Source organism: Ensifer sp. LBL (genome assembly GCF_050435225.1).
In the GTDB taxonomy this organism is placed as follows: Bacteria; Pseudomonadota; Alphaproteobacteria; order Rhizobiales; family Rhizobiaceae; genus Ensifer.
The window spans coordinates 24,291-40,508 of sequence record NZ_JBNDJY010000010.1; the positions used below are offsets into that span (position 1 = coordinate 24,291).

Annotated in this window: 15 protein-coding genes; 5 read left to right on the forward strand and 10 right to left on the reverse strand. The window is 62.6% G+C overall.

The genetic code is table 11. The annotated features are described in order from the left end of the window. Positions 1–2 precede the first annotated feature (2 nt). Entirely contained in the window at positions 3–734 is a 732-nt protein-coding gene (locus OKW20_RS29660; RefSeq protein WP_429178027.1) for an aspartate/glutamate racemase family protein, read from the forward strand. Between the two features lie 68 nt (positions 735–802). Here OKW20_RS29660 and OKW20_RS29665 read toward each other — a convergent pair whose 3' ends face one another. The 8 genes from OKW20_RS29665 to OKW20_RS29700 all read right to left on the reverse strand — a co-directional run bounded on the left by OKW20_RS29665 (position 803) and on the right by OKW20_RS29700 (position 9,926). Further along, positions 803–1,450, reverse strand: coding sequence for a YceH family protein (locus OKW20_RS29665; RefSeq protein ID WP_429178029.1), 648 nt, complete (start codon positions 1,448–1,450; stop codon positions 803–805). 284 nt (positions 1,451–1,734) lie between these two features. Beyond that, the gene (locus OKW20_RS29670) at positions 1,735–2,715 is read right to left on the reverse strand and encodes an ABC transporter ATP-binding protein (RefSeq protein ID WP_429178031.1); all 981 of its coding nucleotides are present in this window, start codon (positions 2,713–2,715) and stop codon (positions 1,735–1,737) included. Continuing rightward, the gene (locus tag OKW20_RS29675) at positions 2,712–3,698 is read right to left on the reverse strand and encodes an ABC transporter ATP-binding protein (protein ID WP_429178033.1); all 987 of its coding nucleotides are present in this window, start codon (positions 3,696–3,698) and stop codon (positions 2,712–2,714) included. The genes OKW20_RS29670 and OKW20_RS29675 overlap by 4 nt, the downstream gene beginning before the upstream one ends. Continuing rightward, positions 3,695–5,179, reverse strand: coding sequence for an amidohydrolase family protein (locus OKW20_RS29680; RefSeq protein ID WP_429178035.1), 1,485 nt, complete (start codon positions 5,177–5,179; stop codon positions 3,695–3,697). Before OKW20_RS29680 ends, OKW20_RS29675 begins: the two co-directional genes overlap by 4 nt. Continuing rightward, positions 5,176–6,369 carry an amidohydrolase family protein gene (locus OKW20_RS29685; RefSeq protein WP_429178180.1) on the reverse strand — a complete coding sequence of 398 codons (1,194 nt, stop codon included), beginning with the start codon at positions 6,367–6,369 and terminating at the stop codon, positions 5,176–5,178. The genes OKW20_RS29680 and OKW20_RS29685 overlap by 4 nt, the downstream gene beginning before the upstream one ends. 3 nt (positions 6,370–6,372) lie before the next feature. Then, entirely contained in the window at positions 6,373–7,323 is a 951-nt protein-coding gene (locus OKW20_RS29690) for an ABC transporter permease (protein ID WP_043621313.1), read from the reverse strand. 10 nt (positions 7,324–7,333) lie between these two features. Next, positions 7,334–8,305: an ABC transporter permease gene (locus tag OKW20_RS29695; protein WP_043621316.1), complete on the reverse strand. Its 972-nt coding sequence runs from the start codon at positions 8,303–8,305 to the stop codon at positions 7,334–7,336. Between the two features lie 58 nt (positions 8,306–8,363). After that, positions 8,364–9,926, reverse strand: a complete 1,563-nt coding sequence (locus tag OKW20_RS29700) for an ABC transporter substrate-binding protein (RefSeq protein ID WP_429178038.1) — start codon at positions 9,924–9,926, stop codon at positions 8,364–8,366. 617 nt (positions 9,927–10,543) lie between these two features. Here OKW20_RS29700 and OKW20_RS29705 point away from each other — a divergent pair. Then, positions 10,544–11,119: a nucleoside 2-deoxyribosyltransferase gene (locus tag OKW20_RS29705; protein WP_429178040.1), complete on the forward strand. Its 576-nt coding sequence runs from the start codon at positions 10,544–10,546 to the stop codon at positions 11,117–11,119. Positions 11,120–11,153: 34 nt separating this feature from the next. Here OKW20_RS29705 and OKW20_RS29710 read toward each other — a convergent pair whose 3' ends face one another. Together OKW20_RS29710 and OKW20_RS29715 are read right to left on the reverse strand one after the other, a co-directional pair. Then, positions 11,154–11,846, reverse strand: a complete 693-nt coding sequence (locus tag OKW20_RS29710) for a pentapeptide repeat-containing protein (protein WP_043621349.1) — start codon at positions 11,844–11,846, stop codon at positions 11,154–11,156. Between the two features lie 241 nt (positions 11,847–12,087). Continuing rightward, positions 12,088–13,164, reverse strand: coding sequence for a LysR family transcriptional regulator (locus OKW20_RS29715; protein ID WP_429178042.1), 1,077 nt, complete (start codon positions 13,162–13,164; stop codon positions 12,088–12,090). On the opposite strand from OKW20_RS29715, the gene OKW20_RS29720 reads away from it, so the two are divergent. The 3 genes from OKW20_RS29720 to OKW20_RS29730 all read left to right on the forward strand — a co-directional run bounded on the left by OKW20_RS29720 (position 13,151) and on the right by OKW20_RS29730 (position 15,790). Then, positions 13,151–13,699, forward strand: coding sequence for a LysE family transporter (locus tag OKW20_RS29720; RefSeq protein WP_429178044.1), 549 nt, complete (start codon positions 13,151–13,153; stop codon positions 13,697–13,699). The two genes, OKW20_RS29715 and OKW20_RS29720, sit on opposite strands and share 14 nt — an antisense overlap. Before the next feature lie 104 nt (positions 13,700–13,803). Then, positions 13,804–15,201, forward strand: coding sequence for a PLP-dependent aminotransferase family protein (locus OKW20_RS29725; RefSeq protein ID WP_429178046.1), 1,398 nt, complete (start codon positions 13,804–13,806; stop codon positions 15,199–15,201). Positions 15,202–15,376: 175 nt separating this feature from the next. Further along, the gene (locus tag OKW20_RS29730) at positions 15,377–15,790 is read left to right on the forward strand and encodes a DUF983 domain-containing protein (RefSeq protein WP_429178048.1); all 414 of its coding nucleotides are present in this window, start codon (positions 15,377–15,379) and stop codon (positions 15,788–15,790) included. The last annotated feature ends 428 nt before the right edge of the window (positions 15,791–16,218 follow it).

Sequence of the window (16,218 nt, forward strand, 5' to 3'; positions counted from 1 at the left end):
CCATGCGCATCCTGCTGATCAATCCGAACTCCACCCGCTCGATGACCGAACAGGCGCACCGCAGCGCCGAGCGCGTCGCCGCATCCGACACCCAGCTCGAATCGATCAACCCGACATCGAGCCCGGCCAGCATCGAAGGCCATGCGGACGAAGCGATGGCGGTGCCGGCCATGCTTGGGGAGATCCGCAAGGGCGAAGCGCGCGGCGTCGATGCCTATGTGATTGCCTGCTTCGACGATCCCGGCCTCGGCGCTGCACGCGAGATTGCCCGCGGTCCGGTCATCGGCATCTGTCAGGCGGCCGTGCAGGTAGCGATGAACATCGCGACCCGTTTCACGATCATCACCACCCTGCCCCGCTCCGTGCCGATCATCGAGGATCTGGCCGAGGCCTATGGTGCCGGCCATCGCTGCCGCAAGGTGCGCTCGGTCGACATGCCCGTGCTGGCGCTGGAGGAAGATCTTGCCCACACCGAGGAGATGCTGGTTCAGGAAATCCTGAAAGCACGTCAGGAGGATGGCGCGGAAGCGATCATCCTCGGCTGCGCCGGCATGTCCGAGCTCTGCGACCGGCTGAAAGCGCGGACCGGCATGCCCGTGATCGACGGCGTAACGGCGGCCGTGAAGCTTGCCGAAGCGCTGGTCGGCGGCGGCTATGCCACCTCTAAGGTGGGCGCCTACGACTATCCGCGTGCCAAGGAAGCACCGGCCTGCCGGTTGGTCGACGCCGGCTGAGCGAATCCCAATATGTCACCGGGCGCACATGGCGCGCCGGTGACATTATATTCCGAAGCTTGACGCTTTCAGCGCGTCAGGACGTCGAGTTGCTCTTCGAGCGTCGCCACCTTCCGCTCAAGCGCTTCCAGTCGTTCTTCGAGGACCGATAAAGCCGAGCCGCTCGGCGCCGAAGACACGACGGCCCTTTCGGCAGGCTGCTCGACTTCACCGCACAACAGATGCGCGAAGCGGTCCTCGCGCTGGCCGGCCCCCCGGTTCAGTTGCACGATGAGCGGCGGCCGGCGGCCCATCATCAGATCCAGATTGTCCTTCAGCTCCTCGACCGACGAGAACCGCGCCATGCGCTCGCTACGCGCCCAAAGCTCGTAGGCCGTCTGGGGTCCGCGAAGAAGAAGCAGGCCGAGCACGACGATCTGCGGCGACGTGAGCGAAAAGCGGTTGGCTGCGAGGTGCTCGTAGCGCTCGACCCGCGAGGCAAACGCCTGCCGGACCAATCCCTTCTGCGCCAGGGACGAGAGCGCGCGGTGGATCTCGACCTGTTCGAGCGCCATGACGGGATCGCGCGCCGTTTTCTGGTTGGCAGCCGAATGCGCCGAATTGAGCGTCAGCGGATAGACGTCGGGCGTCGTTTCCTTCTTCTCGATCAGGCATCCGAGAACGCGGGCTTCAACGGCATTGAGGATGGGGAAATCGGTGTCGGAGGTCGTGTTCATAGGCCAACTCTTCAAATCAACGCATTTCGATCCCGGCCAGATGTCCCAAACGGGATGCGGTCCGGCCATCGGCCCCTACCCTAACGTGAGTGTTGGAGCCCGGGAATGGTCATCGGTCTATTTCGTTGAATTCCGGTTAGCAGCCTAGCATTTGCCGCACGACAGCGGTGCGAAAGGGGCGTGCGATTTGCCCGGAGCAAAGACTGAAACTTGCCGGCGGCAAAAAAAGAGGCTCCGCGACTGGCACGACACGGAGCCCAAGGCTTCAGGGAAAGAGGTCGGCGTTACGCTGCGTTGATCGCCTTCACCGTTTCTTCGATGCGGTGGCAGGCGGCACGCGAGCCGTCAGCGAAACTGCGCATCTCGGGCCGCTCGCTCTTGCAGCGATCGTCTGCAAACGGACAACGCGGATGGAAGGTGCAGCCGGACGGCGGGTTCAGCGGGCTCGGCACTTCGCTTGCCGCAATGCTGCGCCCGCGCTTCGGATGGGTGATGTCCGGGATCGTCTCCAGCAGCAGCTGGGTATAGGGATGCCGCGGATTGGCAAAGAGCGTCTCGGTGTCGGCCTCCTCGACGATCCGTCCGAGATACATGACCGCGATCCGATCCGACATGTGGCGCACCACGCTCATATCGTGACTGATGAAGAGATAGGTCAGCCCCATCTCGTCCTGCAGCTTGCGCATGAGGTTGAGGATCTGCGCCTGGACCGAAACGTCGAGCGCAGAGGTCGGCTCGTCGCAGACGAGGAACTCCGGCTCGCCGGCAAGCGCGCGGGCAATCGAGATGCGCTGGCGCTGGCCGCCTGAAAACTCGTGCGGGAACTTGGCGCCATCCGAGGGCGCAAGGCCGACGATGGTCAGCAATTCGCCGACCCGCTCCATGATCTCGGCTTCGGAGTTGCGCAGCTTCAACTCGCGCAGCGGTTCGGCGATGATGTTGCGCACCCGCCAGCGCGGATTGAGGCTGGCATAGGGATCCTGGAAGATCATTTGAGCCGAGAGCGGCTCGCCGTTCTTGCTCGGTGCAAACCGCACCTCGCCTTCGCTGGCGCGATAAAGACCGGTGACCAGCCGCGCCACCGTCGACTTGCCGCAGCCGGATTCGCCGACGAGGCTCAGACAGCCGCCCATGGGTACGGTAAAGCTGATGTCATCCACGGCGCGCACGAACTGGCGCGGTTTGCGCTCGATAACCCGGTTCAGCCAGGGTGCCGAAACGTCGAAATTGCAGGTCAGGTCGTTGACCGTCAGGGCATCATTCATAGCACTCCTCCTGCATTGAGCCAGCATGCGGCGACGCCGGTCCCGACCGGTGCCGGTTCGGGCCGATCCTTGCGGCAGCGCGGTCCGGCATCCGGGCAGCGCGGATTGAAGGCGCAGCCGGCGGGGATCGCGTTCAGCCGCGGCATGGAACCGTCGATCTGGTTCAGCCGCTCGACGCGGCGGCCGAGCGCCGGGATCGAGCCCATCAGGCCGCGCGTATAGGGATGGCGGGCGTTTTTCAGCACGTCTGCCACAGGGCCGATTTCGACGAGACGCCCGGCATACATGACCGCCACGCGATCGGCCGTCTCGGCAATCACGCCCATGTCGTGGGTGACGAGCATGACCGCCGTTCCGTGATCGTCGCAAAGACGGCGAAGCAGCGAGGTGATCTGCGCCTGGATCGAGACGTCGAGCGCCGTCGTCGGCTCGTCGGCAATGATCAGCTTCGGTTCCGCGGCAAGTGCCAGAGCGATGACGACGCGCTGGCGCATGCCGCCTGAGAACTGATGCGGGTAGTGATCGTAGCGTGCCTCGGGCGCCGGAATGCCGACTTCCTTCAGGAGCTGGATCGCCCGCGCCTTGGCATCGGCCTTGGAAAGCTTCAGGTGAAGGCGGATGGTTTCAACTAGCTGCGCCCCGACGGTGAAGAGCGGGTTCAGCGACGTCAGCGGATCCTGGAAGATCGCGCCGATCTGCCGGCCGCGCACCTGCTGCATCTGCTTGTCGTCGAGCTGGTCGATGCGGCGGCCGCCGACCCAGACTTCGCCGCCGGAAATGCGGCCAGGCGGCTCCAGCAGACCCTGGACGGCAAGACCGGTCATCGACTTTCCGGCGCCGGATTCACCGACGACGCCGAGGATTTCGCCGGGGCGAATGCTGAGCGAAACGTCGGACAGCGCCTGCACCGTTCCATGGCGGCCAGGGAATTCGACGCAGAGACCGCGCACGTCGAGCACGGCCGATGAGGCATGTTCAGTCATCGCTGTACCTCCAATGGGTAGCTCGGCGGGAAGATCTCGCTGACCGGCGGATGGCCGAAGCTCCGCTCCGGATACTTGGCGATCAGGCCATCGAACTGGACCTGCGCCTGCGCGCGGGCCGCGTTCATGTCGAAACCTGCCACCTCGCCATCGCGCATCGACAGACGGCCATCGACGAAGACCGCCTTGGTGACACGTCCGGAACCACCGACGACGAGCGTCGTGATCGGATCGATCGCCGGCGCCATATGATGGTCCATGAGATCGAAGACGGCGATATCGGCACGGGCGCCCGCTTCCAGGCGACCGAGATCCGAGCGGCCGAGCGCCTTGGCGCCACCAAGTGTCGCGGCATCGAAGAGATCGGCGCAGCTGACCGCTGACGGGTCGCCTTCGACGACGCGGGCAGCGATCAGGCCGACCAGCAGGTTCATCAGCATGTCCGGCGGCGTGGTGTCTGTGCCCATGGCAATGTTCACGCCGCGGGCCTTCACCGAGCAGAACGAGTTCAGCGTGCTGCCGCCGCGGGCCGAAACCAGCGGGCAGTGCACGATGCTCACGCCATTTTCGGCATAGAGACGCAGATCGTTGTCGGTCGCCTGCGTTGCGTGCGGCGCAATCAGACGGTCGCTCAAGAAACCGAAGCTCGCCAGCCATTCCGGCGCCGTCTTGCCATGCAGACGGCGGACGGTTTCGACTTCCATCGTGCCCTGTGCGGCGTGAAGCCGGATCGGGCATTTGAGGTCGCGCGCCGCGTCGGCCGTGCGCACCAGCAGTTTCTCGGTGCAGGTTTCCACCCGGTCGGGAGCCAAAAGGCCCTTCACCAGACCACCATGGCGACCTTCATGCTCGCGGATGAAGCCGATCGCGTCGTCGAGGCCCTTCAGGCCCCTTGCCTCGTCGAAGATCGCTTCGAGTTGGCCCGGCGCCGTGACCATCATGCCGCCGGCGCGATAGGCCGGGCTCAGATAGACGCGAAGACCGAGGTCACCTGCCGCGTCGGATGCAGCCGCGAATTCAGCAACGGTCTCGCCCCATTCGCGATAGAAGAGCGAGGCGATCGGCGCCGCGGTGGTGATGCCGTTCAGGAGAAGCTGCGCGAAGGCGAAACGCTTCTGGAACGCCAGTTCGTCCAGCGTATACATCTCGTAGGGGCCGCGCTCGATGTAGCTCAGCGGCCAGACGCGACCCTTGGCCCAGCCAGGCTGATGGTCGATCGCAAGGATCGTCGTGTCGAGATCGGAGAGCGCGTCGAGGTCGATCAGCCCGGGGCTGATCATGGCAGCGCCGAGATCGATGCGGCGTGCCACCTCTCCCTCGAAGCGGGGGCCGACATAGAGCAGCGTCCCGCCTTCGATGACGACTTCGCCGTTCGGGATCAGCCGGTGCGAACCATCGCGGTGCCCGAGCACCCATTGCGCGGTCAGAAGCGTGCGTCCTTCAGCGCGCTCTCCGAGCGTCAGATCTTTGATGCTGGTCATGGGATCGCAACCTCCGCAACGCCGTTGCGCGCGACGACACGGCCACGCTTAACGACCAGAGGCCGCGGCGCGACGTCGACAACGGCATGCGCCAGCGTCTCGCCAGTAAGCAGGGTGAAATCGGCGTCACAGCCGACCTCGAGGCCATAACCCTCGATATCCATGACGTCGGCGCCGCCCTTGGAGCAGACGTAAAGCGCGTGTTCAAGATCGACGTCGCGGCGAAGGCCGTTCTTCATGCCAAGGATGCGGGCACGATCCATCATGTCGGGCTGGCCCCACGGGCCCCAGGTGTCGCGGATACCGTCGCAACCGGCAGCAACCTTCACGCCGGCATCCTTCAGACGCAGGATCGACGGCACGGTCGAGGACGGCGAGCCGGTCGTGACAATACGAATGTCGAGTTCGGCGATCTGTTCGATCAGGCCGCCGACGCGCAGATAATCCGGCGCGCCGAGCGCAAACGCATGGCTGATCGCCACCTTGCCCTGCATCCCGAGCGCGCGAATGCGTTCGAACATCATTTCCATGCTGAAGGCGCCGAGCTCGCCCTGCTCGTGCAGGTGAATGTCGATCGGCTTTCCATGTTTCTCGGCAAGACCGAAGATCGCGTCGAGATGGCCCTTCGGGTCGCGGTCGATGCCGCAGGGGTCGATGCCGCCAAGGACTTCAGCGCCATTGCTCAGAGCCTGGTCGAGCAGTTCCACAGTACCGGGCCGCGTGACGAGGCCCGACTGCGGGAAGGCGACGATCTCGATATCGATGACATCCTTCAGTGCCTGGCGGGTTTCGATGATGCCTTCCATCAGCCGGAGGCCATGGGTTGTGTCGATGTCGACATGGCTGCGGATGTGGCTTGCACCATTGGCGGCCAGCATGATCGCCTGGCGCATGGACTGGCGGTGTGGTTCGATGCCGATTTCAAGCCGCTTCTCGCGTTCGAAATCGATGCGTTCGCGCAGCGTCGCGGTCTTGGCGTTGACGTGCCAGGGCATGCCCCAGACCGACTTGTCGAGATGGGTATGCGCCTCGATCAGACCGGAGATTGCGATATGGCCGCTGCCGTCTTCCACGGCCACGCCATCGGCGGCAAGCCCCTTGCCGAAGGCGGCGATCTTGCCGTCGCGCACCAGGATGTCGGTCGCTTCGCCGGCGTTGGGCCTGACGTTACGGATCAGGAGATTGGACATCATTCACCTCAATTTCGGATTGAGCGCATCGCGCAGCCAGTCACCGAGAAGGTTGACCGAGACGACGAGAAGGCAGAGCTGGACGACGGGGAAGAGTACCACCCACCATACGCCCGAAAACAGGAACTGGTTGCCGAGACGGATCAGCGTTCCGAGGCTCGGCTGGCTCGGCGGCATACCGATGCCGAGGAACGAAAGCGTCGCTTCCGTCAGGATCGCCATGCCGAAGTTCAGCGTCGCAGCGACCATGATCGGCGTCAGGGTATTCGGCAGGATGTGCTTCAGCATGATGCGCCGCGCCGGCGTCTTCAACAGACGCGCGGCCTGCACATACTCCTTGCCGCGCTCGACGATCGTCTGGGCGCGCACGGTGCGGGCATATTGCACCCAGGCGCTGAGCGTGATCGCCAGCACCAGAACGGCGGCAGAGCCGACATCCCTGAGTTCCGGCGGCAGCATCTGGCGCGCGACGGCGCTGACGAGGATCGCGATCAGGATGGTCGGGATCGACAGAAGCACGTCGCCGATGCGCATCAGGAAGTTGTCGATGAAGCGGCCGAAATAGCCGGCAACGAGGCCGAGGCTAAGCCCGACGGCGAGCGAAAGCACGACCGAGGCGACGCCGATCAGGATCGAGATGCGCGAGCCATAGAGAATGGCCGAGAGCATGTCGCGCCCTTGCGTGTCCGTGCCGAGCACATAGGGCCACTGGCCATCGGCTTCCCAGATCGGCGGCAGCTCGGAGTTCCAGAGCTCGAGCTGGGCCGGATCGAAGGGGTTCTGCGGCGCAATCAAAGGTGCTGCAAAGGCGGTCACGATCAGGAACGTAAGGATGATCGCGCCGATGATTGCCGAAGGCTTGTGGGTGAAGGACCACCAGAGATCGCTCTGGCGCCAGCGGGCAAGCCGCGAAGGCTTGCGTGCCGGTGTGGTTTGCTGGACGTGATCTGTCATGGCAACGACCTCAGCGGGTTGCATCGCGCAACCGCGGATCGATGACCGCATAGGCGATATCGACGAGCGTATTGAGCGTGACGAAGATGAAGGAGACGATGCAGAGATAGCCCGCCATGACCGGCATATCGAGGAAGGTCACCGCCTGGATGAAGAGCATGCCCATGCCCGGCCACTGGAACACGGTTTCGGTGATCAGCGCGAAGGCGATCAGCGAGCCGAAGTTCATCGCCGTCATGGTGACAACAGGCATCAGACAGTTCCGGAGCGCATGCCGGAAGTAGATCCGCCACCGCGGCACACCGCGAGCGCGAGCGAACTTGATGAAGTCCGAGCGCAGCACTTCCATCATTTCTGCGCGCACCAGGCGCATGACCAGGGTGATCTGGTAGAGCGCAAGCGCGAGAGACGGCAGGAGCAGCGATGCCCGGCCAGACGGCGTCAGCAGGCCCGTGCTCCACCAACCGAGCTGCACTACGTCGCCGCGCCCGAAGGCGGGAACGAGGCCGAACGTCACGGCAAAGACGAGGATCAAAAGAATGCCGACGACGAAGCTCGGCAAGGAGACGCCGATGATACTGACGAATTGCAACCCCTCGGAATACCATCGCCCTCGGTGGATTGCGGTCAGGACGCCGAGTGGAAGACCAATCAGAAGCGACAGGACGGTCGCGACCAGCGCCAGTTCCATCGTTGCCGGGAAGCGCTCGGCAATAAGCTTCATCACGTCCTGGCCGTTGCGGTAGCTGATGCCGAAATCGCCCTGTGCGGCATTGCCGACGAAGCGGCCGAACTGGGTGAGGAAGGAATCGTTGAGCCCGAGCTTTTCGCGCAGCTCGATACGGTCGGCCTGCGACATCTGCTCGTTGGCCATCAGCTCGACCGGATCACCGGCGAAGCGGAAGATCAGGAAGGCGAGCAGCGCAACGGCGAGCATGACCAGCACGGCATTGGCCAGCCGCTTGATGAGAAAGACAATCATTGGGTTTCTCGCTGAATGAGGAGCCCCGGCAGAGCAATCTCCGCCGGGGCAAGAAAACTCAATCGCCGATACGGGTCAGCCAGTGACGCGGCTTGTTGTCGGCCCGAATGGTCACGTCCGTGACGTTCTTCGACATTGCCCAGGCCATCGGCTGCTGATGCAACGGGATCATGATGACCTCATCCTTGGCGAACTTCAGCGCCTCGGTTTCGATCGCCAGACGCTTGTCGTGATCCATTTCGAGCGCGGCCTTCTTCACCATCGCGTCGAGTTCCGGATAGGACCAGCCGCCATAGTTGGCAACGCCGGCCGCACCTTCGCGGGTCGAGAGAACCTGAACCAGGATCGAATAGGCATCGAGCGTCGGCTCGTTGGCCCAGCCGATCATGTAGGCATCGGACTTGCCGCCGGCGCGCTTCGGCGCCTGCACGGCGCGCGGACCGATGTCGAGGGTCGGCTTCAGGCCGACGCGCGACAGCATCGAGACGAGCGCGCTGCAGACGTCTTCCTCGTTGACGCTTTCGTCGTTCATGCAGACGAGCGTGAACTCCTTGCCGACAGCGCCGGCCTCTTCGAGCAGTTTCTTGGAGAGTTCCGGATCATAGGCGGTCGGCACGTCGAGTTCGGCGCTGTAGCCCGGGATTTCCGGAGCAACCATGGTGCCGGCGACATGCGACTTGCCACGCATCACCCGCTTGAAGATCAGCTGGCGGTCGATGGCATGGTCGATCGCCTGGCGCACCTTGATGTTGTTGAAGAAGTTCTCACGACCGTCGGCAAAGGTCTCGTGGCGGTTGAAGACCATGTGCACAGTGCGCAGGTCCGTACGCTCGATGACCTTGATCTCCGGCGAACTCTTCAGGCGCTCGAGATCCTGCACCGGCGCGCCGTCGGTCAGATCGATTTCGCCCGAAAGCAGCGCCGCAACGCGGGTTGCGGCCGAGGTGATCGGCATGAATTCGATGCGGTCGAGATTGTGCTTCGGCGTATCCCACCAGCCGTCGTTCTTGATGAGAACGGTCTTGCTGTCCGGCACGCGCGACTCGACCTTGAACGGGCCGGTGCCGTTGGTGTTGTAGGTGGCGTAGCCTTCAACCTTGGAGCCGACATCGGTCGGCAGTTCGGACTTATTGTCGACCAGCCAGTCCTTGTCGAACATGAAGATGTTGGTCATGTCGTTGAGGAACAGCGGGTTCGGCGAATTGACTTCGATGTCGACCGTGTAGTCGTCGACCTTCGTCGTCGAGACATAGGCCGGAATGTTGCCGCGCAGCGGCGAGGTCGGATGGCTGACGCGGGCCATGGAGGCGACGACGTCATCGGCGTTGAACTCGGCGCCGTTATGGAACTTCACGCCCTTGCGCAGGTGGAAGCGCCAGACCTTGTCCTTGACCATCTCCCAGCTGGTGGCAAGCGCCGGCTCGACCTTGAACTCCGGCGTATAGCGGGTCAGGCCCTCATACACGTGGTTGAGGAAGGCCAGGTTCGAGGTGCTGCCATAGGAATACGGGTCGAGCGAGAAGATATCCCGCGGGCTACCCCAACGCAGCGTTTCGGCGGAGGCCGAGGATGCGAGAAAGGCAAATGCCAACCCCGCGAGGAGATGCTTTCTCAGTTTCATGTCGTTCCCTCTGTTTTCTCATCAGTCGCCATATGCAGGCGCCCTCACCCACTCGTGAGCAAGTTGCCCTAGATTTGAAGCTGTCGGCGACAATGTCAACTATTTTGTCGACAATTTTGTATGCATGATTGTTTAAAGTCGCATACGACGGCGAAAACACCCGCTCGTCGACGAACAAAGGCATGGGGACATTTCAGGGAACGCAGCAACTGTCGGGCGAATCGAAACCGGTAAGACTCGGCAGGCAAGCCACGCACGGACACGGTGCAAAATCGGCGCAAAAACCGGATTCGCATGGCAACACTGGCGTTTATGTGTGTTTCTGCACGGAAGGGCGGGGCATACCGAGCCGGCAACGGCGGGTGACCTTCTCAAACGGAGGCGCGCGCACTGGTGGCAGGGGTCGCGATCACCGCCGGCGCTGATACCGGCTGCAGATTTCGAGACGCCTGGATCTCAAGTTCGCCCGTGTGGCATTCTCCACGTCCCGGGATTGGACGAAGGCGATCTGGGCCACCGGCGTCCCGCGCTCCAAAAATCCGTGGGCAAGCTGACGTCCATGGCTAGGTTCTTGGCTGAAGCTCTCCTAGATTGACCGCTCGACGATATGAGGAGGAATGCGCGTGAAAGTCTATCTCGCTGGCCCGGAAGTGTTTCTGCCCAATGCGGCTGAGATCCAGAAACTGAAGGCGGAACTGGCGCGCGCTGCCGGGTTTACGCCGCTGGTGCCGGGCGATCTCGAGATCCCGCCGGCTCCGACCAAGCATCAGCGCGGCCTTGCAATCTACGCCGTCGACGAAGGCATGATGCTTGCCGCCGACATGATCATCGCCAACCTGACACCGTTTCGCGGCATCAGCGCCGACGTCGGCACAGTGTTCGAACTCGGCTTCATGTGCGGCCATGGCAAGAACGTCTATGCCTATACGAACACCGCCCGCAGCTACTACGAGCGCATCCTGCGTGACCACTACGGCGGAAAGGCCGCCTTGCGCCCCGACGGCCGCATGGCCGGTCCGGACGGGATCAGCATCGAAGACTTCGATATGGCCGACAACCTGATGCTCGACGGCGGCGTTCTGCGACGGGAAGGCAGGCTCGTGCAGCGCGAAGTACCCGAGGCTGATCGCCTGACCGACTTGCAAGCCTTCAAGGAATGTCTTGCGATTGCCGCCAAGCAGCACCTGGCATAACGGCCGGCCGGAAGCCGGGGCTTTGTGACAGGAATTAGTCGCTGGCGCAGGGCCAGCCCGCCGGGGTATTCATGCCGGCGGGAAGCTTGGTCGAGCTGTCGCCGCAGGTCATGTCGACCTGCTCCTGCTCAAGTCCGGTTGCCTCCGACAGGTCGACGCCCTCGATACGCGTCAGGAACATGAACGCGCCTTGGAAATCGATCGGGCCGGAAAAACTCGTGCTGGTCAGGTCCGCGCGCGAAAGGTTGGCGTGCGTAAATCGGGTTCCGGTGAGCTCCGCCTTGTCGAAATTGGCTCGGCCCAGTTCGGCTTTCTCAAAGCTTGCGCCCGTCAAGCGGGCGCCGCTGAAATTGGCCCGCTGCAGCTCGGAGTTCACGAACGATGCCTTCTCGGCGGACACGCCGGCAAAGTTGCAGCGATAGGCTTCGATCTTGGAGAAGTTCGCGCCATTCGCCGTCGCTCCGGCAATCGAGGATCGAACCAGAGTTGCCTTTTCCAGATTGGCTTCCGTCAGGTTCGCGCCGCGCAGATCCGTCAAGGTGAAGTCGGTGTTGACGAGATTGGCACCCTGAAGGTCGCTGCCGCCGAGCATAAGCGCTTTCTTGTTGCAGTCGGTCCAATCGGCTCCGGGCGATGCCGAATCCTTGCAACTGGCCGCTTGCGCCATCGACGGCGCCGCGAACGCGACAAGGCCCAAGGCAGCCGCCGGAACGACTAGTCCTTTCATGACGTCGGCCAAGATCCTCGATGCCGTTGCGCGGACCGGGCGCAGTGTACCGCGTTCCTGGCCGGGATTGATTTTGAGGATGTTCATGGCGCCACTCCAGGACCCGAAGGTCGAATCGATTGCATATCAGGTGTTTCGCGCGCCTTTCCGCCGACTGGCATCGCCGGTCATGCGCACGTCTTCGTTAAACGTATGGCGTTGCTCGCCTTTATGCAAATGACAGAAATGAAAACGGTCCGTTTCAGATCGAGACGTCCAGCAGCCAGTCGCGCAACGCCGCGCTCGGTCCGCGCTCGCCGATCGGTGCCGACGACAGCAGATGATAGGCCGAACCGTCTTCGAAAAAGCCGCACGGCGCGGCCAGGATGCCATTGTCGATATCGTTGCGGACAAGCTGCCAGGGCCCAATCGCGACGCCAATCCCGGCGATCGCCGCCTGAAGGCTGATGTAGAAATGCTCGAAGACATGGCCGCGCTGCTCCGGGGCGGCACAGCCGACCATTTTCGCCCAGGTCTCCCACGCTTTTGGTCGCGTTCGCGTATGCAAGGGGATCGCATCCTTCCGCAATTTGGGCGAGGAGCCGACCTCGGTTGCCTCGAAAAACGCGGCGACTTTGTCTGCGCGGCAAACCGGACCTATTCGCTCCGGGAAAAGCCGCACCACATGTGTGCCCTCCGGCCAAGGGAAATCGTCGCGACGGATCGCCAGATCGATACCCCGCCCCAAGGGTACCGGCCCGCCACCCGCAACGAGATGGACGGACACATCCGGGTGCAGCACCTGGAAGTCCGGAAGGCGCGGTATCAGCCAGCGCATCAGAAGTGTCGGCTCGCAGGAGACCACCAGCGCCGGCGTTCGCGCCACGTCCCTGATCTCCCTGACAGCATTCTCCACCAGACCGAAGCCTTGGCGCACGGCCGCCGCCAGCTTCCGCCCGGCTTCCGTCAGGAAAACACGCCGGCTGCGGCGCTCGAACAGCGCCACGCCGAGATCGTCTTCGATAAGGCGAACTGCGCGGCTGATCGCGCCATGCGTCAGATGCAGCGCGTCTGCAGCGCGACTGAAGCTCTCGAGTCTGGCCGCCGCCTCGAAACACCGCAGCGCCGCAAGCGGCGGAAGCCGCGGCGCTTTTATCTGTGAGTAGATTTCACCGAAATCGTCAGAACTCATCGTTAGTCGTTTCTCATCGATCAAACTATTGAAGCAGTAATGAAAGAGACGAACGGGAAAGACAATGACCGAACTGTTAGCTGTAGTGACCATTACAATCTTCGCCGTCATCAGTCCGGGGCCGGATTTCGCGATGGTGACGCGCAACAGCCTGCTCTTGTCGCGACGGGCCGGCGTCCTGACGGCGCTCGGTATCGCCGCAGGCGTCTGGGTCCATATCGCCTATACTCTGCTCGGCGTCGGCCTTCTGATCCGCCAGTCTCTGCTTCTCTTCACCCTGCTGAAACTCGTCGGCGCCGCCTACCTGATCTGGCTCGGCATCCAGATGCTGCGCGCGAAACCGGCCGAAGAGGCCGCCATGGCCGCACCTCCTGCGCTCTCCGATCTCGGCGCGCTGCGTATGGGGTTTCTGACCAATGCGCTCAATCCGAAAACGACGATCTTTGTCGTCAGCCTTTTCATGCAGGTCATCGAGCCGACCACGGCGCTGCCCGTCCAAATGACTTACGGAGCGTTCATCTCTGCCGCACATCTAATCTGGTTTACGATCGTCGCCTTGTTCTTTTCGTCGGGCAAAGTACGACTTCGCCTGATTGCGCTTCGCCATTGGATCGATCGCGCCTTCGGTGCCCTGCTCGTCGGCTTCGGCGTATTGCTGGCAACGGCGAGCGTGTCACGCTAGGTGACGCTTGGTCGCGGCGTGCCGCCTGCCTTCTCCGCTGCGAGCACTTGCCTCAGCCGCAGAACACATGCAATATCCATACAATTCAGCATGAGGTATTCGCGATGGCGGACGAGCGCTTGGGAATTTCGTGGCAACCGGCAATCCGCAAATCGGATGGGCCGCTCTATCTCGCCATCGCCGATGCCATCGCGGCGGATATCGGCGAAGGGCGCTTGTCCGAAGGGATGCGCCTGCCGCCGCAGCGCACGCTGGCCGAGGCGCTCGGGATCGACTTCACCACAGTCAGTCGCGCCTATAACGAGGCCCGACATCGCGGCCTCGTCGAAGGCCGGGTCGGCCAGGGCACCTACGTGAAAACGCGACGTGTAAGAGCCAGCGGCACGCCGACCGGCGGCCCCGTCGACATGAGCATGAACCTGCCGCCGTTGTTCGACGACCCAATTCTCGCCACTCGTCTCTGGGACGACATGGCGGCGCTGCAGGCCGGACACGGCCTTGAACTGCTGATGCGATACCAGCCGCCGGGCGGCGCCCTGCACAATCGCGCGGCAGGGGCCGCGTGGCTGAAATCCAGGCTGGGCGAGGTTCCGGCGGAGCGCGTGCTGATTTCCGCCGGCGCGCAAGGGGCTCTTCTTGCGACGCTTGGCAGTCTCACCAAAGCCGGTGACATGATTTGCGCCGAGGCTATTACCTATCCCGGCTTCCGCGCGCTGGCAGCACACCTCGGCATCAGGCTGCACGGCCTCGCAATGGACCGCGAAGGCCTCTTGCCCGAAGCATTCGAGGACCTCTGCGCAACGGAGACGCCGAAAGCGCTCTATTGCAATCCGACGCTTCACAATCCCACGACGACGACGCTTTCGCTTGAGCGGCGCCAGGCGATCGTCACTATCGCGAGGCGGCACGACGTAGCGATCATCGAAGACGATGCCTATGGCGCTCTTCCCGCTTCCGCACCGCGCCCGCTGGCAGCGCTGGCGCCGGACCTCGTCTACTATGTCGGCGGTCTTGCAAAATGCCTGTCGCCCGCCTTGCGCATCGCCTATCTCGTCGTTCCGGACAGCCGAAGCTCTGTCCGCGTCGAGGGCGCGATCCGCGCCACGGTCGGCATGGCGTCCCCTCTTGCGGCCGCAATCGCCACGCGCTGGATCGAGGACGGGACGGCTGACGCCGTGCTCGCAGCCATTCGCAGCGAGACCGCGGCGCGACAGCGCATCGTCTCTGCGCTTCTTCCCGCCAACGTCGCTCAAACGAACCCGGACGCCTTCCACGCCTGGCTGCACTTGCCATCCCCCTGGACACGCGGCGAACTGAGCGCGCGATTGCAGGCGGCCGGGATCAGCATCGTTGCGAGCGACGCCTTTGCGCTCGGCTCGCCACCGGAAGCCGTCCGCCTCGGCCTCGGCGCTGCTGCCAGCCACGCGGAGCTGCGCCGCAGCCTTCTCATCATCACTGACCTTATCGGCCATCCCCCGGCCGCTTCCAGCTTCGTGGTGTAAACGCCAGCGGCGAAATTGTCGCACATATGTATGCATACAATAAATTGACAATGTATGTTTTTCGGCGCCTAATCTTGGCAAGCCTGAGACGGCCCCGAGAAAAGGCTGGCCGCCTATCCAGGCAATTTCGGCGCAAAACCCCAAGCGCCAACAAGGACGCCTGAAAGGAACATAGATGTCTTCCGATAGTGACTGGCCGTCAATCCCACCCATGCAGACCGGCTTGCGCGGTCGCTGCCCCCGCTGTGGGCAAGGGCACCTCTTCAACGGCTTCCTGAAGATGCGCAAGGAATGCGAAGTCTGCGGCCTGGATTACTCCTTCGCCGATCCGGCCGATGGCCCTGCTTTCTTCGTCATCTGCTTTGCCTGCGTGCCGAGCGTCTTTCTTGGCGTCTGGCTGGAAGTTCAATATAGCGCGCCGCTCTGGATACACCTGCTGGTGACCGGCCCCTTCATGCTGCTGACCTGCATTCCGCCGCTTCGCCCCCTCAAGGGCTGGCTCGTCTCAAGTCAGTTTTTCTACAAGGCCGAGGAAGGCAAGGTCGTAAGGCGAAACACCGAGCCGTCTGCTGCGGCGACGACGCAGTAGATCTTCGAAGGCCACTCCCGGGCGCCCGAGAAGCCCAAAAACCTCCGAACACACCCCTAGAAAATAATTGCGCCGCCAACTGTTGATAGTTGACGGCGCTTTCACCGGAAGCCTCTCTTCTCAAAGGCCGGCTCTACGTAAAATAACAAATTTAAGACGTCAATCTGCAAACTGTGAAGTTTTTATGAGAGCATTTTGTCATATGAAGACTTCGTCTTTAATATAATTCGGATTCATTACTATCATTTGTAAGATAATCTTATTTTAGAAATATATGATAGTTGCCCATATGCAACAGTTTATAGTAATAGCTATTAACAAACGTCCAAAACGCGTTTGTAGCATAACTGTCTTGTTTTTTGTGATAGCGGTGACGCCGCTGCCCGCTGCGAGTCATCGCAGTGGTTCATTTCGTAGCAGCGCGAGCG